Raw genomic sequence first — 17,349 nt, forward strand, 5'->3', positions numbered from 1 at the left:
CCCACAAGAACGGCACCATCAAGGGCCTCACCGCCGAAGTCGGCGCCTCCCTCACCTCCGGCGCCCCCATCTGCGAGATCAAGGACTGACACACCGCACCTGAAACGACCGGGCGCCCGGCCGACCGCGACAGCGATCGGCCGGGCGCCTCGTTTCGTTCCCCGGGAACCACCGGCTCGCTCGCCCCGGCTCCCCCGGCGCTTCTTTGCGCCGGCACAGCCGCCCGGCGCGCATCAGGACGGCGTCCGCCACGCATCCCGCCGCGCCTCCGGCACAGACGCGCCTCACCGGCCCCCGGGCCCCGCGCTCACCGCCGCCGCAGATCCGCGACCCGGGCGGCCCGTTCGGGTCCCGTCTGGTCGGCTCCGTTGAGCGAGGCGGAGCGCAGGGGCGTGGCCGGCCCGCCCGGGACCTGTCCGCGGCGCGGACCAGGCAGGGGCACGTCGCGGCGGCGCTCACCGCGCCCCGGGGGCTGGTCGCCCACCGGGTGTCCCGAGGAGCCGGCCACGGCGATCTGGACGCCCTGGTCGGCCAGGGCCTGGAGCTCGGTGCCCGCGCGGTCGTCGTGGACCGGGGGCTCGTCCGTCACCAGACGGGTGATGAGGTCGGTCGGGACGGTCTGGAACATCGTGTCCGCGCCGAGCTTGCCGTGGTCGGCGAGGACCACGACCTCCGCGGCGGCCTGGACCAGGGCCCGGTCCACCGAGGCCGACAGCATGTTGGACGTGGACAGGCCCCGCTCGGCGGTGAGGCCGCTCCCCGAGAGGAAGGCCTTCGACACCCGCAGCCCCTGCAGCGACTGCTCGGCTCCCGACCCGACGAGGGCGTAGTTGGAGCCGCGCAGCGTGCCGCCGGTCATCACGACCTCCACGCGGTTGGCGTGGGCGAGGGCCTGGGCGACCAGGAGGGAGTTGGTGACGACGGTCAGCCCGGGTACCCGGGCGAGCCGTCGCGCCAGCTCCTGCGTGGTCGTACCCGCCCCGACGACGATGGCCTCGCCCTCTTCGACGAGGCCCGCGGCGAGGTCGGCGATGGCCGTCTTCTCCGCGGTCGCGAGATGCGACTTCTGCGGGAAGCCCGACTCCCGCGTGAACCCGCCGGGAAGTACCGCACCGCCGTGTCGGCGGTCGAGGAGTCCTTCTGCCTCCAGCGCGCGCACGTCCCGCCGTACGGTCACTTCGGAGGTCTGGACGACGCGGGCGAGTTCACGGAGCGAGACCGCACCGTTGGCTCGCACCATTTCGAGGATCAATTGGCGACGTTCAGCAGCGAACACGAAACTGACAGTAACCCCAGCGACCGTCTGCTTTCAGCAGTTTGCGCCGAATAACAGAAGTTGTTCGCATGGCAGGGCACCAGGTGGTATAGGACCTAGTCACCCCGCCTATGCCGCACGCATGACCGGCACACCCACCGGACGCCACCGCCCACCGGGCCGACATCCGCGGCACGGCAGGCCGCGAGACCGGGCCACCCGCCCGCCCGGCGGATCGCCCACTCACCGGGCAGACCACCGGGCCGCCGGGCACCGAACAGACCACCCGGCCGCCGCGCGACGGCCACCCGCCGCCCGGCCGCCTACGCCTCGCCCGTGGCCTTCCGGCCGTGCAGCTGGCGGGCCACCTCGGCGATCGAGCCCGAAAGAGACGGGTACACGGTGAAGGCGTTCGCGATCTGCTCGACCGTCAGATTGTTGTCGACGGCGATCGAGATGGGGTGGATCAGTTCCGAGGCGCGCGGCGCCACGACCACACCGCCGACCACGATGCCCGTGCCCGGACGGCAGAAGATCTTGACGAAGCCGTCCCGGATGCCCTGCATCTTCGCGCGCGGGTTGCGCAGCAGCGGCAGCTTCACGCAGCGGGCGTCGATCTTGCCGGCGTCGACGTCGGCCTGGCTGTAGCCGACGGTGGCGATCTCCGGGTCGGTGAAGACGTTGGAGGAGACCGTCTTGAGGTTCAGCGGCGCCACCGCGTCGCCGAGGAAGTGGTACATGGCGATGCGCCCCTGCATCGCCGCCACCGACGCGAGTGCGAACACTCCGGTCACGTCACCGGCCGCGTACACGCCCGGAGCGGTCGTCCGTGACACCTTGTCGGTCCAGATGTGACCGGACTCGCGCAGCTTGACACCGGCCTCCTCCAGGCCGAGCCCGGCGCTGTTGGGGACGGCGCCGACGGCCATGAGGCAGTGCGAGCCGGTGATGACGCGCCCGTCGGCCAGCGTCACCTCGACTCGGTCGCCGACCCGCTTGGCCGCCGCGGCACGCGAACGCGCCATGACGTTCATGCCGCGGCGCCGGAAGACGTCCTCCAGGACGGCGGCGGCGTCCGGGTCCTCGCCGGGCAGCACGCGGTCGCGGGAGGACACCAGCGTGACCCGCGAGCCGAGCGCCTGGTAGGCGCCGGCGAACTCGGCGCCGGTGACGCCGGAGCCGACCACGATCAACTCTTCCGGCAGCTCGGTGAGGTCGTAGACCTGGGTCCAGTTGAGGATGCGCTCGCCGTCGGGCTGGGCGTCGGGCAGCTCACGCGGGTGACCGCCGGTGGCGATGAGCACCGCGTCCGCGGTGAGCGTCTCCTCGCTGCCGTCGGCCGTGGTGACGACGACCTTGCGCGAGCCGTCGAGGGCCTGCATGCCCTCCAGCCGGCCGCGCCCGCGCATGACCCGCGCGCCGGCGCGCGTCACGGACGCCGTGATGTCGTGCGACTGCGCGAGCGCCAGGCGCTTCACCCGCCGGTTGACCTTGCCCAGGTCGACGCCGACCACCCGGGCGGCCTGCTCCAGGGGCGGGGTGTCGTCGGCGACGATGATCCCCAGCTCCTCGTAGGAGGAGTCGAAGGTGGTCATCACCTCGGCCGTAGCGATAAGGGTCTTCGACGGCACGCAGTCGGTCAGCACCGACGCTCCGCCCAGACCGTCGCAGTCGACGACGGTCACCTCCGCGCCGAGCTGAGCGGCGACCAGCGCCGCTTCGTATCCGCCGGGTCCGCCACCGATGATCACGATCCGAGTCACGTACTCCATTGTCCCGCACTCCTCAACGTGCCACTGCCCCGGGGCGGCGGACGCCCCTCGCCCGGGCGTCGGCGGGGCGCCACCGCGCCGCCCACCGGCACGGATGTGACATACCGCTCCCTGCCGTACGCTTCGCTCCATGTCGCTCTACGCCGCGTACGCCGGCAATCTCGACGCGCGGCTGATGTCCCGCCGCGCCCCGCACTCGCCGCTGCGCGCCACGGGCTGGCTGAACGGCTGGCGGCTGACCTTCGGCGGCGAGCACATGGGCTGGGAGGGCGCGCTCGCGACCCTGGTCGAGGACCCGATCTCCCAGGTCTTCGTGGCGCTCTACGACATCGCGCCCATGGACGAGGAGTCCCTGGACCGCTGGGAGGGCGTCGGCAACGAGGTGTACCGGCGCATGCGCGTGCGCGCGCACACCCTGGACGGCGAGGAGCCGGCCTGGGTCTACGTCCTCAACGGCTACGAGGGCGGCCTGCCCTCCGCCCGCTACCTGGGCGAGATCGCGGACGCCGCCGAATCGGCCGGAGCGCCCCACGACTACGTGATGGAACTGCGCAAACGTCCCTGCTGACTCACTCGCGCGAGGCTTTTGTCGGAAACGACAAGACAACGATCGCATTCCCGTGAGCTCCGTCATCTACGCGCGTAGGCCGAGAGCGGCTACCCTCATCCGCGTGAACGCATCTCTTCTTCCGGACGACATCCAGGGCGATCCCTACGCCGCCGCCGACGCCGCCGCCGCGCGCCTGCGCGAACTCACCGGCGCGGAGACCCACGACGTCGCCCTCGTGATGGGCTCCGGCTGGGCTCCGGCCGTCGACGCCCTGGGCGCCCCCGACGCCGAGTTCCAGGTCACCGAGCTGCCCGGCTTCCCGCCCCCGGCGGTCGAGGGCCACGGCGGCAAGGTCCGCTCGTACACCATCGGGAACAAGCGCGCCCTGGTGTTCCTGGGCCGCACCCACTACTACGAGGGCCGCGGCGTGGCCGCCGTCGCCCACGGTGTGCGCACCGCCGTCGCGGCCGGCTGCAAGACGATCGTCCTCACCAACGGCTGCGGCGGCCTGCGCGAGGGCATGCGCCCCGGCCAGCCGGTCCTGATCAGCGACCACATCAACCTGACGGCGACCTCCCCGATCGTCGGCGCCAACTTCGTGGACCTGACCGACCTCTACTCCCCCCGCCTGCGCACCCTGTGCAAGGAGGTCGACGCCAGCCTGGAGGAGGGCGTCTACGCCCAGTTCCCCGGCCCGCACTACGAGACGCCGGCCGAGATCCGCATGGCCCGCGTGATCGGCGCGGACCTGGTGGGCATGTCCACGGTCCTGGAGGCCATCGCCGCCCGCGAGGCCGGCGCCGAGGTCCTCGGCATCTCCCTGGTGACGAACCTCGCCGCCGGCATGACCGGTGAGCCCCTCAACCACGAGGAAGTCCTCCAGGCCGGCCGCGACAGCGCCACCCGCATGGGCGCCCTCCTGGCCCAGGTCCTGGAACGCCTGTAGCCCCCACAGGACAGGACCCCGGGGCCGGACCGCGCCCCGCCCCGGGCACCGGTCCCCACCCCGGGGGCCGGCCAGTACCCCGGACGAACCGCTACCACCCACTCCCGGACAGCCGCGAGACGACGGGAGTGGGCCGTGGTGGTGCGTCCGAAGCCCGCCGCGTACTGCGGTCCCCACCTACCCCACCGACCACGACTCAGGGCCGTACGTCCGTGTGCGGCGGGCTGGACGCACCACCACGGCCCCGACCCCCGGCGCACCGCATGCGCCCGCACCGCACCGCAGGGGCCGCACCGCACACAGCCCCACCACACACCGCACCGCAGGCGCCCCCACCACACGAGAGGCTGACGCAATCGTGCACGACGACCTCATCGCACGGGCCAAGGCATGGCTCGCCGAGGACCCCGACGCGGACACCCGCGCGGAACTCGCCGAACTCATCGAGGCAGGCGACACCGAGGAGCTCGCCGCCCGCTTCGCCGGCACCCTCCAGTTCGGCACCGCCGGCCTCCGCGGCGAACTCGGCGCCGGCCCCCTGCGCATGAACCGCTCCGTCGTCATCCGCGCGGCGGCCGGCCTCGCCGCGTACCTGAAGAAGCAGGGCGTCCCCCACGGCGACGGCACGGACACGGCCGGCCTCGTCGTCATCGGCTACGACGCCCGCCACAAGTCGGCGGACTTCGCCCGCGACACCGCCGCCGTCATGACCGGCGCCGGCCTGCGCGCGGCCGTGCTCCCCCGCCCCCTGCCCACCCCGGTGCTCGCGTTCGCGATCCGGCACCTGGGCGCGGTCGCCGGCGTGGAGGTCACCGCCAGCCACAACCCGCCCCGCGACAACGGCTACAAGGTGTATCTGGGCGACGGTTCCCAGATCGTCCCGCCCGCCGACGCGGAGATCGCGGCGGAGATCGACGCGATCACCACCCTCACCGCGGTTCCCCGCCCGGACTCCGGCTGGGAGACCCTCGGCGAGGACGTCCTGGACGCCTACCTGGCCCGTACGGACGCGGTCCTCGCCCCGGGTTCCCCCCGCACCGCCCGCACGGTCTATACGGCGATGCACGGCGTCGGAAAGGACACCCTCCTCGCCGCCTTCGCCCGCGCGGGCTTCCCGGAGCCGGTCCTCGTCGCCGAGCAGGCGGAGCCGGACCCGGACTTCCCGACGGTCGCGTTCCCCAACCCGGAGGAGCCCGGCGCGATGGACCTGGCGTTCGCCAGGGCCCGCGAGACGGACCCGGACCTGATCGTCGCCAACGACCCGGACGCGGACCGCTGCGCCGTGGCGGTCAAGGACGGCGCGGACTGGCGCATGCTCCGCGGCGACGAGGTCGGCGCGCTGCTCGCCGCCCACCTGGTCGCCCGCGGCGCGCGCGGCACGTTCGCGGAGTCGATCGTGTCCTCCTCCCTCCTCGGCAGCATCGCCGCCGAGGCGGGCCTGCCGCACGAGGAGACCCTGACCGGCTTCAAGTGGATCGCCCGGGTCGAGGGCCTGCGCTACGGCTACGAGGAGGCCCTCGGCTACTGCGTGGACCCCCAGGGCGTGCGCGACAAGGACGGCATCACCGCGGCGCTGCTGATCACGGAGCTGGCCTCGCAGCTCAAGGAGCAGGGCCGTACGCTCCTGGACCTGCTCGACGACCTCGCCGTGGACCACGGCCTGCACGCCACGGACCAGCTCTCGGTCCGGGTCCAGGACCTGTCCCTGATCTCCGACGCGATGCGCCGCCTGCGCGAGCAGCCCCCGACCGCGCTGGCGGGCCTGGCCGTCACCCGGACCGAGGACCTGACCCAGGGCACGGAGACGCTGCCGCCGACCGACGGACTGCGCTACACGCTCGACGGCGCCCGGGTGATCGTCCGCCCGTCCGGCACGGAGCCGAAGCTGAAGTGCTACCTGGAGGTCGTGGTCCCGGTGGCGTCCCGCGCGGACCTCCCGCGGGCGCACGCGAAGGCGACGGCGCTCCTGGCCGCGATCAAGGAAGACCTGGCGACGGCGCTGGGAATCTGACGAAACGGGGGCGGGCGCATCGCGGGCGCCCGCCCCACACCTCACCGGAGGACAGACGGCGCACCCGAGGACGGACGGCACACCGGCCTCGCACCTCGGCCGAGGAGAGACCCGCACTGCCCCGGGGAGGGACAGCGCACAGTCCGCCCCCGCCCTCACACCTGGACCGAGGCGAGACGGCACACGCGTCCGCCCCGCGCCTCAGCCGACGGAGCAGGCCGGGCCCGCGGGCGGGCCCCCGCGCGAAGGCCCGGGCACGCCCGCACCCACGGCCCGGCTCAGCCGGCGACCAGCAGAACGATCATCACAAGCGCCCCGGCCAGCGCGGGCCCGAGAATCTCGTAGGCCCACCGCACCGACACCGCGCCCTGGGCGCTCTCCGCGTTCTCGCGGGCCTCCTGGAGCTCGCGCAGATCGGCCATGAACTGGTCGCCCTCGGCGCGGATCGGCCCGTCGGCCGAGCCTCCGCCGCTGAGCCCTCGGGTGCTCCCGCGCCCGATCACTCCGCCGATGGCCCCCCGACCGCCGCCGACACCGCGCTCCCCGGCGGTGGCGGCCCGCGCCTCCTGCCGGGCGGCCCGCTTGCGCGCCCGCAGGGAGACCGGCACGGCCCACATCTGGTACTTGTCGCCGGACTTGGTGATGACCTCGTTCGAATACCCGGAGCGCAGGACGGCGATCTGTCCCCACGGCAGGACGATCACGCGGAACGGGTTGCGCAGGCGCAGCCGGTCCTGGTTGACGAACACGGCCGGACGGAGCGTGAAGGCGACGACGAACGGCGCCACGAGGATCATTCCGGCGAGCGCCAGCCAGGGGGTGCGGCCGTCACCGGTGAACATGGCGTCGAAGCCGAGCCACAGGACGACGGCGAGCAGCACGATCCCACCCGCGATGCCGCCGGTCGACCGGTTGGTCCGGTCCTTGTACTCGGGGGCGGGGGACTCGTGCTCGGGCGTCGTCATGGTCCCGATTCTGCACACCGTCCCCCGCACCACAAACCCGCCCCCCGCGCACCGCCCCCCGGAGCCCCGCTCCCGCCCCCGCGCCCCTCGGCGTCGCACCGCCCCACACCGCGTCCCCCACCACCCCGACCCACCGCAACCAGCACTTCTCACCACCCACCACACCCGCCCCCACCGCACCGCCCCGCACCGCCCGCCCCCAGGCCTCGCCCTCCGCCCCCGGTCCCGCGCGCTCCCCTCGCCGCCGGACTTGCTCCCCACCCCCCCAAATCCACCCCCTCCCCCACGCAGGGGTGTACAGCCGCTACGCGCGTAGATATGCTCGTCTGGTGACCATGCCCACCACTGCCCCCACCGCACCGGCTCTCGCCGACGTCACGTCGTCCGACAGCTCGCTGCGTCGCTTCCTGTACGGGCTGCCCGGCGTCGACGCGGTCGGCCTGGAGGCGCGCGCCGCCGCTCTCGGCACCCGTTCCATCAAGACCACCGCGAAGGCGTACGCCATCGACCTCGCCATCTCGATGGTCGACCTGACGACGCTGGAAGGCGCGGACACCCCGGGCAAGGTCCGGGCGCTCGGCGCCAAGGCGGTGCATCCCGACCCCACGGACCGCACCACGCCCACCACGGCCGCCGTCTGCGTCTACCCCGACATGGTGGCCGCCGCCAAGGAGGCCGTCGCCGGCTCCGGCGTGAAGGTCGCCTCGGTCGCCACCGCCTTCCCGGCGGGCCGCGCGGCGCCGGCCGTGAAGCTGGCCGACGTGCGCGACGCGGTCGCCGCCGGCGCCGACGAGATCGACATGGTCATCGACCGCGGAGCGTTCCTCGCGGGCAAGTACCTGAAGGTGTACGACGAGATCGTCGCCGTGAAGGAGGCCTGCGGCGCCGACGCCCGTCTGAAGGTCATCTTCGAGACCGGCGAGCTGTCGACGTACGACAACATCCGCCGCGCCAGCTGGCTCGGCATGCTCGCCGGGGCGGACTTCATCAAGACCTCCACCGGCAAGGTCGCCGTCAACGCGACGCCCGCCAACACCCTGCTCATGCTGGAGGCCGTGCGCGACTTCCGGGCGCAGACCGGCGTCCAGGTCGGCGTGAAGCCGGCCGGCGGCATCCGCACCAGCAAGGACGCCATCAAGTTCCTGGTCCTGGTCAACGAGACCGCGGGCGAGGACTGGCTGGACAACCACTGGTTCCGCTTCGGCGCCTCCTCGCTGCTGAACGACCTCCTGATGCAGCGCCAGAAGCTGGCCACCGGCCGCTACTCCGGCCCCGACTACGTGACGGTGGACTGATCACCATGGCTTCCGCATTCGAGTACGCACCCGCGCCCGAGTCCCGCTCGGTCGTCGACATCGCCCCCTCCTACGGCCTGTTCATCGACGGTGAGTTCACCGAGGCCGCGGGCGGCAAGGTCTTCAAGACCGTCTCGCCGTCCACCGAGGAGGTCCTCTCCGAGGTGGCGCAGGCCGGCGCCGAGGACGTCGACCGTGCCGTCAGGGCCGCCCGCAAGGCGTTCGTGAAGTGGTCGGCGCTGCCCGGCTCCGAGCGCGCCAAGTACCTGTTCCGCGTCGCCCGCATCATCCAGGAGCGCAGCCGCGAGCTGGCCGTCCTGGAGACGCTGGACAACGGCAAGCCGATCAAGGAGACCCGCGACGCGGACCTCCCCCTGGTGGCGGCGCACTTCTTCTACTACGCGGGCTGGGCGGACAAGCTCGACCACGCCGGGTTCGGGGCGAACCCGCGTCCCCTCGGCGTGGCCGGCCAGGTCATCCCGTGGAACTTCCCGCTGCTGATGCTGGCGTGGAAGATCGCCCCGGCGCTGGCGACGGGCAACACCGTCGTCCTCAAGCCCGCCGAGACGACCCCGCTGTCCGCCCTGTTCTTCGCGGACATCTGCCGCCAGGCGGGCCTGCCGAAGGGTGTCGTCAACATCCTTCCGGGCTACGGCGACGCGGGCGCCGCGCTGGTGGCGCACCCGGACGTGAACAAGGTCGCCTTCACCGGCTCCACCGCCGTGGGCAAGGAGATCGCCCGCACGGTCGCGGGCACGAACAAGAAGCTCACCCTGGAACTGGGCGGCAAGGGCGCGAACATCGTCTTCGACGACGCCCCGATCGACCAGGCCGTCGAGGGCATCGTCACCGGCATCTTCTTCAACCAGGGCCAGGTCTGCTGCGCGGGCTCCCGCCTCCTGGTCCAGGAGTCCGTCCAGGACGAGCTGCTGGACGCCCTCAAGCGCCGCCTGTCCACCCTGCGTCTGGGCGACCCGCTGGACAAGAACACCGACATCGGCGCGATCAACTCCGCCGAGCAGCTGGCCCGGATCACCGCGCTGGCCGACCAGGGCGAGGCCGAGGGCGCCGAGCGCTGGTCCCCGGTCTGCGAACTGCCGGCGTCCGGCTACTGGTTCGCGCCGACGCTGTTCACGGGCGTCACCCAGGCGCACACCATCGCCCGGGACGAGATCTTCGGCCCGGTGCTGTCGGTGCTCAGCTTCCGCACCCCCGACGAGGCGGTGGCGAAGGCCAACAACACCCAGTACGGCCTGAGCGCCGGCATCTGGACCGAGAAGGGCTCGCGGATCCTCGCCGTCGCGAACAAGCTGCGCGCGGGCGTGATCTGGTCCAACACGTTCAACAAGTTCGACCCGACCTCGCCGTTCGGCGGTTACAAGGAGTCGGGCTTCGGCCGCGAGGGCGGTCGCCACGGCCTGGAGGCGTACCTCGATGTCTGAGAAGTCCGAGAAGACCGAGCCCCGACTGTCGGTCTTCAAGACCTACAAGCTGTACGTCGGCGGGAAGTTCCCGCGTTCCGAGAGCGGCCGGGTGTACGAGGTGACCGACTCCAAGGACAACTGGCTGGCGAACGCGCCCCTTTCGTCCCGCAAGGACGCCCGAGACGCGGTCGTCGCCGCCCGAAAGGCGTTCGGCGGCTGGTCCGGCGCGACCGCGTACAACCGCGGCCAGGTGCTGTACCGCGTGGCGGAGATGCTGGAGGGCCGGCGCGAGCAGTTCACCCGCGAGGTCGCCGACGCGGAGGGCCTGTCCCGGGCAAAGGCCGCGGCCGTCGTGGACGCGACCGTCGACCGCTGGGTCTGGTACGCCGGCTGGACCGACAAGATCGCCCAGGTGGTCGGCGGCGCGAACCCGGTCGCGGGCCCGTACTTCAACCTCTCCTCCCCGGAGCCGACCGGCGTGGTCGCCGTGCTGGCCCCGCAGGAGTCGTCGTTCCTGGGTCTGGTCTCGGTCCTGGCCCCGGTGATCGCCACCGGCAACACGGCGATCGTCATCGCCTCCGAGAAGGCCCCGCTGCCCGCCCTGTCCCTGGGCGAGGTGCTGGCCACCTCCGACGTGCCCGGCGGCGTGGTGAACGTCCTGTCCGGCCGTACGGCGGAGATCGCCGCCCCGCTCGCCGCGCACCAGGACGTCAACGCGATCGACCTCGCGGGCGCCGACGAGACGCTGGCGAAGGAGCTGGAGATCGCCGCGGCCGACAACCTGAAGCGCGTCCTGCGTCCACAGCCTGTGGACGACTGGGCCGCGACGCCGGGCACCGAGCGCCTCACCGCGTTCCTGGAGACGAAGACGGTCTGGCACCCGACGGGCTCGCTGGGCGCCTCCGGCTCCTCCTACTGAGCCGCCGGCAGGCCCGGAGCCGTACCGCGGACCGAGAGCCGCGCCTCCCCTCCGTCCGGGGGAGACGCGGCTCTCCGCTGTGGGTCCGTGTCCGCGCGTGCGTCAGCGCAGCGTCCCGGCCACCCGGTCGACGACGGGAACCGCGCCGACCGACGGGGCCTCGGCCACCGGCCCGGTGAGCTGCCGGGAGCTGACCTGCCGGAAGTCGGCGACCTGCGTGGTGACGCCGTTGTCGAGCGGGTCGACGCCGGTGCCCGCCAGCGGGTTGGGCTTGAGGCCGGCGACCGGTCCGGTGGCGTGGTGGACGGTGCCGGTCAGCGTCCGCGCCGCCGCCTGCGGGTCCAACTCGCCCCGGGTGACCGGTCCGCGGGCCTCGTGGGCGGCCGGAGCGGTGGCGGCCGCGGCCGTCGCCGCACCCGCGCCCAGGGCGGCCCCGGCGGTCGCGACGGCGAACAGGACGCGCCGTGCGGTGGAGTGGGGGGTGGAGGCGTGTCGGGCCATTTCTGATGCCACCTTCTAATGCTCTGGGTAACGGAATCAGCGCACAGGGTAGTTGAGACGCAGCCCACGCTCCAAAGCGGACCCGCGGGGTCGGCAGGCGCGCCACCATGCGTCAAACTGGTCTTCCGTGAGCCTTCATCCCCCGTCACCCGCCCGCGTCGTGCTGCTCTGCGGCCCCTCGGGCTCGGGCAAGTCCCTGGTCGCCGCCCGTTCCGGGCTGCCCGTGCTGCGCCTCGACGACTTCTACAAGGAGGCCGACGACCCCACGCTGCCGCTGGTGGCGGGGAGTTCGGACATCGACTGGGACCACCCCGCCTCCTGGGACGCGGACGTCGCGGTCGAGGCGATCAGCCGGCTGTGCGCGACGGGCAGCACGGGCGTGCCCGTGTACGACATCTCCCGCAGCGCCCGGACCGGGGAGAACACGCTCCACATCGGCCGTACGCCGCTGTTCATCGCGGAGGGGATCTTCGCCGCCGAGATCGTGGACCGCTGCCGTGAACTGGGCGTGCTGGCCGACGCGCTGTGCCTGTCCCGCGGCCCGGTGACCACCTTCCGCCGCCGTTTCCTGCGGGACCTGAAGGAGGGCCGCAAGTCGGTGCCGTTCCTGCTGCGCCGCGGCTGGCGGCTGATGCGCACCGAACGGTCGATCGTCACCCGGCAGGTCGCCCTGGGCGCCCACGCCTGCGACCGGGACGAGGCGCTGGGCCGGCTGGCCGCCGCCGCGGCGGGCCGGCAGCCCCAGGCCCGCACGGCCGCCTGAGGGCGTACGGCGCCCGCACCCGCCGGCCGCGCCGTACCGCGGGCGCCGGCCGCCGCGCACGCGGAGCGGGACCGGACGGCCCCCCAGCCGTCCGGTCCCGCTCCTTCGGTGCTCCCCCACATCTCCCGTGGTGGCGCTTCCCCACATTCCCCCGTGGGCCCCCCGGTACCTTTCCCCCACATTCCCCCGTGGGCTCCCCCGGTACCGCTCCCCCGTTCTTCCCCCCGTACCTCCGGCTCTCTCAGGCGACGAGCTCGCCGAAGGACTCCTCCTGGTCACGGCCGAAGCTGAGGACCTCGTCCTCGCGCAGCCGGCGCAGCGAGCGCCAGATGCTGGACTTCACCGTGCCGACGCTGATGCCGAGGATGTCCGCGATCTCCGGGTCGGTGCGGCCCTCGTAGTAGCGCAGGACCAGCATGGTGCGCTGGAGTTCGGGCAGCCGGGCCAGCGCCTGCCACAGGACGGCGCGCAGCTCGGTGCCGCGCATGGCGTCCGTGTCGCCGGGCGTCTCCGGCAGTTCCTCGGTCGGGTACTCGTTGAGCTTGCGGCGCCGCCAGGCGCTGATGTGCAGGTTGGTCATGGTGCGGCGGAGGTATCCGCCGACGGCCGCCTTGTCGCTGATCCGGTCCCACGCCCGGTACGTCGAGAACAGCGCGCTCTGCAGCAGGTCCTCGGCCTCGAAGCGGTCGCCGGTCAGGTGGTAGGCGGTCGCGTACAGGGAGGCCCGGCGCTCCTGGACGTAGGCGGTGAACTCCGCCTCCGACCGGGTGCGCCGCTCCCCCGTGTCCTCCCCGTACGCGCTCGCCCCGTGCGGCTCCCCCGGGCCGGCGTCGACCACCGCCATGTAGGCGGTGTGCTGACGCCCGGCGCCCCGAGCGCACCCCCGCACGCTCGTCTGGGCGCCGGACTTCTCCGGACCCCGGGTCACGTCGTGCAGACGCGTGACCACTGCGCTGGTGCTGTTGCTGTGCAGCGTGTTCATCTCGCGCCCCCCGTCGTGGAGTTCCGGTGTCCGTCCTGCTTCCTTGCCTGTGCCGAGAATCTTTCCGCCGCCACTTCATGGCCGTGTCCGCCGACTGTCACAGACCTGTCACAGCGCCCCGGGCGTCCCTCGGCGAGGAGGCGGCCGTGGGGGTGTCGAAACACCGGCCCCGGATGGGCCAGAATGAAGCTCGTGCCTTCCCTGTTGCTGATCGAGGACGACGACGCCATCCGGACGGCCCTGGAGCTCTCACTGACGCGCCAGGGACACCGGGTGGCCACCGCTGCCAGCGGCGAGGACGGTCTGAAGCTGTTGCGCGAGCAGCGGCCGGACCTCATCGTCCTGGACGTGATGCTGCCCGGCATCGACGGCTTCGAGGTGTGCCGCCGCATCCGGCGCACGGACCAGCTGCCGATCATCCTGCTGACCGCGCGCAGCGATGACATCGACGTGGTGGTGGGCCTGGAGTCCGGTGCTGACGACTACGTCGTCAAGCCGGTGCAGGGGCGGGTGCTGGACGCCCGGATCCGGGCCGTGCTGCGGCGCGGTGAGCGGGAGTCGACGGACTCGGCGACGTTCGGGAGCCTGGTCATCGACCGTTCGGCGATGACGGTGACGAAGAACGGCGACGACCTCCAGCTGACCCCGACCGAGCTGCGGCTGCTGCTGGAGCTGAGCCGGCGGCCGGGGCAGGCGCTGTCCCGGCAGCAGTTGCTGCGGCTGGTGTGGGAGCACGACTACCTCGGTGACTCGCGGCTGGTGGACGCCTGTGTGCAGCGGCTGCGCGCCAAGGTCGAGGACGTCCCGTCGTCCCCGACGCTGATCCGTACGGTGCGCGGGGTCGGCTACCGCCTGGACGCGCCTCAGTGACACAGGGGCGAGGGGGGCTCCGCGGCTGGTTCGCGGGGCGTGGGAAGACACTGTCCGGACTGCGCTTCACGAGTCTGCGGCTGCGGCTCGTCGTCGTCTTCGCGCTGGTGGCGCTGACCGCGGCGGTGTCGGCGTCCGGGATCGCGTACTGGCTCAACCGCGAGGCGGTGCTCACCCGCACCCAGGACGCGGTGCTGCGCGACTTCCAGCAGGAGATGCGCAACCGGGCGGGCGCGCTGCCGGTGCACCAGACGCAGGACCAGTTGCAGCGCACGGCCGGGCAGATGGCCAACAGCAGCCAGCGGTTCAGCGTGCTGCTGGTCGGCCAGGACGCCGACGGCCGCGCCCTGTACGGCAATTCGGGCGGCCTGAGCGGTTTCGCGCTGGAGGACGTGCCCGAGTCGCTGCGCACCGCGGTGAACAAGGAGCACACGGGCGACTCGTCCGACAAGTCGGCGTACCACCTGTACTGGCAGCGGGTCACCGAGCACGGCACGCCGTATCTGGTGGCGGGCACGCGGATCATCGGGGGCGGCCCGACCGGTTACATGCTCAAGTCGCTGGAGCCGGAGGCCAAGGACCTCAACTCGCTGGCCTGGTCGCTGGGTGTGGCCACCGCGCTGGCCCTGGTCGGGGCGGCGCTGCTCGCGCAGGCCGCGGCCACGACCGTGCTGAAGCCGGTGCACCGGCTCGGCGTCGCGGCGCGCCGGCTCGGCGAGGGCCGGCTCGACACCCGGCTCAGGGTGTCCGGCACGGACGAACTCGCGGATCTGTCGCGGACGTTCAACAACGCGGCGGAGGCGCTGGAGAAACGGGTCGCCGACATGGCGGCCCGCGACGAGGCGTCCCGGCGGTTCGTCGCCGACATGAGCCATGAGCTGCGTACGCCGCTGACCGCCATCACCGCCGTCACGGAGGTGCTGGAGGAGGAGCTGGAGTTCGAGGGCGGCGGTTTCGATCCGATGATCGAGCCCGCGGTGCGGCTCGTCGTCAGCGAGACCCGGCGGCTCAACGACCTGGTCGAGAACCTGATGGAGGTCACCCGCTTCGACGCGGGCACGGCCCGGCTGGTCCTGGACGACGTCGACATCGCCGACCAGATCACCGCCTGCATCGACGCCCGGGCCTGGCTGGACGCGGTGGAGCTGGACGCCGAACGCGGCATCCACGCCCGCCTCGACCCGCGCCGCCTCGACGTCATCCTCGCCAACCTCATCGGCAACGCCCTCAAGCACGGCGGCTCGCCGGTACGGGTCTCGGTGCGCGAGGAGGGCGGTGAGACGCCGGAGTCGGCGCAGATGGTCATCCAGGTGCGCGACCACGGCCCCGGCATCCCCGAAGACGTGCTGCCGCACGTCTTCGACCGGTTCTACAAGGCGAGCGCCTCCCGGCCGCGCTCCGAGGGCAGCGGTCTGGGCCTGTCGATCGCCCTGAACAACGCCCACATCCACGGCGGTGACATATCCGCCGCCAACTCGCCCGACGGCGGCGCGGTCTTCACCCTGCGGCTGCCCCGGGACGCCTCCGCGCTCACCGAGGACCCGGCCGGGGACGAGGGCGACGTCCGTGGCCGCGGCGGCAGCGGCCGGGCGAAGGACGGCGGCGCGGACGAGGGCTCGAAGGGGGGCGCCCGATGACGGTACGAGACGAGCGCGGGCGTGGAGACGTACCCGGAACCGGACGCGGTGTGCGCGGCCCCGGACGCGGTGCGCGCCGTCGCGCGCTGCTGGCGCTGCCCGCGCTGGCCCTGCTCCTGGCCGGGTGCGGGATCCGCCCCACCGAGGTGCCCACCGACTTCGGCGGCGCGCCCTCGCGGGTGCCCTGCTCGCTGACCCAGCCCGACCAGGCCACGCAGACCTCGCGCGGAGTTCCGGTTCAGGTGTTCCTGCTGTGCGGGTCGTCGCTGGTCACCGTGGACCGCGTGGTGCGGGTGCCGGAGGGCACGGCGGACGCGCGGCGGCGGGTGATCGTGGCGCAGGGGCTGCTGGAGCAGCTCGCCGCCCCGCCGTCGCCGAGCGAGAAGGCGGCCGGGTACACGACGCACGTCCCGCACGGCCTGTCCGTCACCGGGCCGCGCCCGAAGGACCCCGGGGACACGCTGCGGCTGGGCACCGCCCCGGCCGCCCTGTCCGCGTACGCGCTCGCGCAGATCGTCTGCACGCTGTCCGACTCGGCTGCGGCGGAGGGCGACGGCTCGGTCGTCCTCGGCGGTCCCGCCGGCGTCGTGCGCCGCTACGAGTGCACGGACGAGCTGCGGTCGAGGCCCGGCACCACCGAGCCGCCGTCGACGGAGGCGACCGCCGACTAGGTCTGACGCGACCGGGCGACCGGGTGAGCGGGCGACCCGGCGTCCGGGTGCTGCCGGACGGTCGGTCGTCGCGGGCCGCGCGGTCGTGGTCGCGGGTGGGGTGACGGCCCGGTGTGGTGCGTGCCTCATCGGGGCGGGCGGGCCGTCCCGGAACCGCGCGCGCGGGAAGGCGCGTCTTGGGGGGCGTGCAGCGTCAAGGCTCCGTCGGCGGCAGCGCCGTGTTCCGCGTCCGCGTGACAGGGGGTGTCCTCCTCGTCGCCCATCTCGCGTTCGTCGCCTGGCTGATGCTGCGTCCGCTGGACGTGCCCTGGGTCATGCCGGCCAATCTGCGTCCGTTCGCCACCGTCCGCGCCGATCTGGCGCTGGGCGGGGCCGAGGCCGTCCGGCGGCTCGGCGAGGATCTCGCCCTGCTGGCGCCGCTGGGCGTGCTGCTGCCGCTGGCGCACGGGCGACCGGGCGCCTCGACCCTCGCCTCCCTGGCCCGCACCGTCGCCGCGGGCGCCATGGTCTCGCTGGCGATCGCCCTGTTGCAGACGGGCGTGCCGGGCCGGGTCGTGGACGTCGACACGCTGCTCCTGAACACGCTGGGGGTCGCCCTCGTGCACCTCGCGGCCGTCCCCGCCGTCCGCTCCCGGCTCCGCCGCAGGGCCGGGTCGCGGGAGGGCACGGCCGTACGCCAGGAGGAGCAGGCTCAGGGTCGGACCCCGACGATTCCCAGGGTCGGCATCGCTCCCTGGAGTGACGTTTTGCCCCCTTCGTCTCCGTAACGTGGAGGTCGGACGGGTCAC

At 73.2% G+C, this 17,349-nt stretch carries 16 protein-coding genes; 11 read left to right on the forward strand and 5 right to left on the reverse strand.

The window, feature by feature from the left end:
* Window positions 1-307: 307 nt before the first annotated feature.
* Together ACH5A8_RS18585 and ACH5A8_RS18590 are read right to left on the reverse strand one after the other, a co-directional pair.
* Window positions 308-1,240 carry a DeoR family transcriptional regulator gene (locus ACH5A8_RS18585; RefSeq protein WP_399003212.1) on the reverse strand — a complete coding sequence of 311 codons (933 nt, stop codon included), beginning with the start codon at window positions 1,238-1,240 and terminating at the stop codon, window positions 308-310.
* A 338-nt stretch (window positions 1,241-1,578) separates the two neighbouring features.
* The gene (locus tag ACH5A8_RS18590) at window positions 1,579-3,027 is read right to left on the reverse strand and encodes an NAD(P)H-quinone dehydrogenase (RefSeq protein ID WP_399003214.1); all 1,449 of its coding nucleotides are present in this window, start codon (window positions 3,025-3,027) and stop codon (window positions 1,579-1,581) included.
* A 130-nt stretch (window positions 3,028-3,157) separates the two neighbouring features.
* Between ACH5A8_RS18590 and ACH5A8_RS18595 the strand changes: the two genes are divergently transcribed.
* The 3 genes from ACH5A8_RS18595 to ACH5A8_RS18605 all read left to right on the forward strand — a co-directional run bounded on the left by ACH5A8_RS18595 (window position 3,158) and on the right by ACH5A8_RS18605 (window position 6,534).
* Window positions 3,158-3,595, forward strand: coding sequence for a gamma-glutamylcyclotransferase (locus ACH5A8_RS18595; RefSeq protein ID WP_399003216.1), 438 nt, complete (start codon window positions 3,158-3,160; stop codon window positions 3,593-3,595).
* Window positions 3,596-3,698: 103 nt separating this feature from the next.
* On the forward strand, window positions 3,699-4,523 hold the full coding sequence (locus tag ACH5A8_RS18600) for a purine-nucleoside phosphorylase (RefSeq protein ID WP_399003218.1): 825 nt from the start codon (window positions 3,699-3,701) through the stop codon (window positions 4,521-4,523).
* Between the two features lie 358 nt (window positions 4,524-4,881).
* Window positions 4,882-6,534, forward strand: coding sequence for a phospho-sugar mutase (locus ACH5A8_RS18605; protein ID WP_399003220.1), 1,653 nt, complete (start codon window positions 4,882-4,884; stop codon window positions 6,532-6,534).
* Window positions 6,535-6,812: 278 nt separating this feature from the next.
* On the opposite strand, the gene ACH5A8_RS18610 is transcribed toward ACH5A8_RS18605, so the two are convergent.
* Window positions 6,813-7,499 (reverse strand): PH domain-containing protein, encoded by a 687-nt coding sequence (locus tag ACH5A8_RS18610; protein ID WP_399003222.1) that lies wholly within the window; start codon window positions 7,497-7,499, stop codon window positions 6,813-6,815.
* Between the two features lie 335 nt (window positions 7,500-7,834).
* Between ACH5A8_RS18610 and deoC the strand changes: the two genes are divergently transcribed.
* The 3 genes from deoC to ACH5A8_RS18625 are packed head-to-tail and all read left to right on the forward strand — an operon-like array spanning window position 7,835 to window position 11,137.
* On the forward strand, window positions 7,835-8,794 hold the full coding sequence (gene deoC / locus ACH5A8_RS18615; protein ID WP_399003224.1) for a deoxyribose-phosphate aldolase: 960 nt from the start codon (window positions 7,835-7,837) through the stop codon (window positions 8,792-8,794).
* A gap of 5 nt (window positions 8,795-8,799) precedes the next feature.
* Window positions 8,800-10,236, forward strand: coding sequence for an aldehyde dehydrogenase family protein (locus ACH5A8_RS18620; protein ID WP_399003226.1), 1,437 nt, complete (start codon window positions 8,800-8,802; stop codon window positions 10,234-10,236).
* A complete protein-coding gene (locus ACH5A8_RS18625) occupies window positions 10,229-11,137 on the forward strand; it encodes an aldehyde dehydrogenase family protein (protein ID WP_399003228.1) in 909 nt (302 codons plus the stop codon). Before ACH5A8_RS18620 ends, ACH5A8_RS18625 begins: the two co-directional genes overlap by 8 nt.
* A gap of 102 nt (window positions 11,138-11,239) precedes the next feature.
* Here ACH5A8_RS18625 and ACH5A8_RS18630 read toward each other — a convergent pair whose 3' ends face one another.
* Window positions 11,240-11,638 (reverse strand): hypothetical protein, encoded by a 399-nt coding sequence (locus tag ACH5A8_RS18630; RefSeq protein ID WP_399003230.1) that lies wholly within the window; start codon window positions 11,636-11,638, stop codon window positions 11,240-11,242.
* A 127-nt stretch (window positions 11,639-11,765) separates the two neighbouring features.
* Here ACH5A8_RS18630 and ACH5A8_RS18635 point away from each other — a divergent pair, with 127 nt between their 5' ends.
* The gene (locus ACH5A8_RS18635; RefSeq protein ID WP_399003231.1) at window positions 11,766-12,401 is read left to right on the forward strand and encodes a uridine kinase; all 636 of its coding nucleotides are present in this window, start codon (window positions 11,766-11,768) and stop codon (window positions 12,399-12,401) included.
* Window positions 12,402-12,642: 241 nt separating this feature from the next.
* Here the strand turns inward: ACH5A8_RS18635 and ACH5A8_RS18640 are convergent, their stop codons facing one another.
* Window positions 12,643-13,383 carry a SigE family RNA polymerase sigma factor gene (locus ACH5A8_RS18640; protein ID WP_399003233.1) on the reverse strand — a complete coding sequence of 247 codons (741 nt, stop codon included), beginning with the start codon at window positions 13,381-13,383 and terminating at the stop codon, window positions 12,643-12,645.
* 192 nt (window positions 13,384-13,575) lie between these two features.
* On the opposite strand from ACH5A8_RS18640, the gene afsQ1 reads away from it, so the two are divergent.
* The 4 genes from afsQ1 (at window position 13,576) to ACH5A8_RS18660 (ending at window position 17,328) form a co-directional block, all read left to right on the forward strand.
* Complete coding sequence (gene afsQ1 / locus ACH5A8_RS18645) at window positions 13,576-14,253, forward strand: two-component system response regulator AfsQ1 (RefSeq protein WP_399003235.1); 678 nt, start codon at window positions 13,576-13,578, stop codon at window positions 14,251-14,253.
* Window positions 14,250-15,890: an ATP-binding protein gene (locus ACH5A8_RS18650; RefSeq protein WP_399003237.1), complete on the forward strand. Its 1,641-nt coding sequence runs from the start codon at window positions 14,250-14,252 to the stop codon at window positions 15,888-15,890. The genes afsQ1 and ACH5A8_RS18650 overlap by 4 nt, the downstream gene beginning before the upstream one ends.
* Window positions 15,887-16,561: a hypothetical protein gene (locus ACH5A8_RS18655; protein ID WP_399003239.1), complete on the forward strand. Its 675-nt coding sequence runs from the start codon at window positions 15,887-15,889 to the stop codon at window positions 16,559-16,561. The genes ACH5A8_RS18650 and ACH5A8_RS18655 overlap by 4 nt, the downstream gene beginning before the upstream one ends.
* A 185-nt stretch (window positions 16,562-16,746) precedes the next feature.
* Window positions 16,747-17,328 carry a VanZ family protein gene (locus tag ACH5A8_RS18660; protein ID WP_399003241.1) on the forward strand — a complete coding sequence of 194 codons (582 nt, stop codon included), beginning with the start codon at window positions 16,747-16,749 and terminating at the stop codon, window positions 17,326-17,328.
* Window positions 17,329-17,349 lie beyond the last annotated feature (21 nt).

Origin of the sequence: Streptomyces sp. NPDC018610 (genome assembly GCF_044391765.1) — a bacterium.
Taxonomy (GTDB): domain Bacteria; phylum Actinomycetota; class Actinomycetes; order Streptomycetales; family Streptomycetaceae; genus Streptomyces.

Bases quoted from the DNA above. Each gene is read 5' to 3' on its own strand.
- ACH5A8_RS18585 (WP_399003212.1), bottom strand. From the start codon at position 1,240: ATGGTGCGAGCCAACGGTGCGGTCTCGCTCCGTGAACTCGCCCGCGTC.
- ACH5A8_RS18590 (WP_399003214.1), bottom strand. From the start codon at position 3,027: ATGGAGTACGTGACTCGGATCGTGATCATCGGTGGCGGACCCGGCGGA.
- ACH5A8_RS18595 (WP_399003216.1), top strand. From the start codon at position 3,158: ATGTCGCTCTACGCCGCGTACGCCGGCAATCTCGACGCGCGGCTGATG.
- ACH5A8_RS18610 (WP_399003222.1), bottom strand. From the start codon at position 7,499: ATGACGACGCCCGAGCACGAGTCCCCCGCCCCCGAGTACAAGGACCGG.
- deoC (WP_399003224.1), top strand. From the start codon at position 7,835: ATGCCCACCACTGCCCCCACCGCACCGGCTCTCGCCGACGTCACGTCG.
- ACH5A8_RS18620 (WP_399003226.1), top strand. From the start codon at position 8,800: ATGGCTTCCGCATTCGAGTACGCACCCGCGCCCGAGTCCCGCTCGGTC.
- ACH5A8_RS18625 (WP_399003228.1), top strand. From the start codon at position 10,229: ATGTCTGAGAAGTCCGAGAAGACCGAGCCCCGACTGTCGGTCTTCAAG.
- ACH5A8_RS18630 (WP_399003230.1), bottom strand. From the start codon at position 11,638: ATGGCCCGACACGCCTCCACCCCCCACTCCACCGCACGGCGCGTCCTG.
- ACH5A8_RS18640 (WP_399003233.1), bottom strand. From the start codon at position 13,383: ATGAACACGCTGCACAGCAACAGCACCAGCGCAGTGGTCACGCGTCTG.
- ACH5A8_RS18655 (WP_399003239.1), top strand. From the start codon at position 15,887: ATGACGGTACGAGACGAGCGCGGGCGTGGAGACGTACCCGGAACCGGA.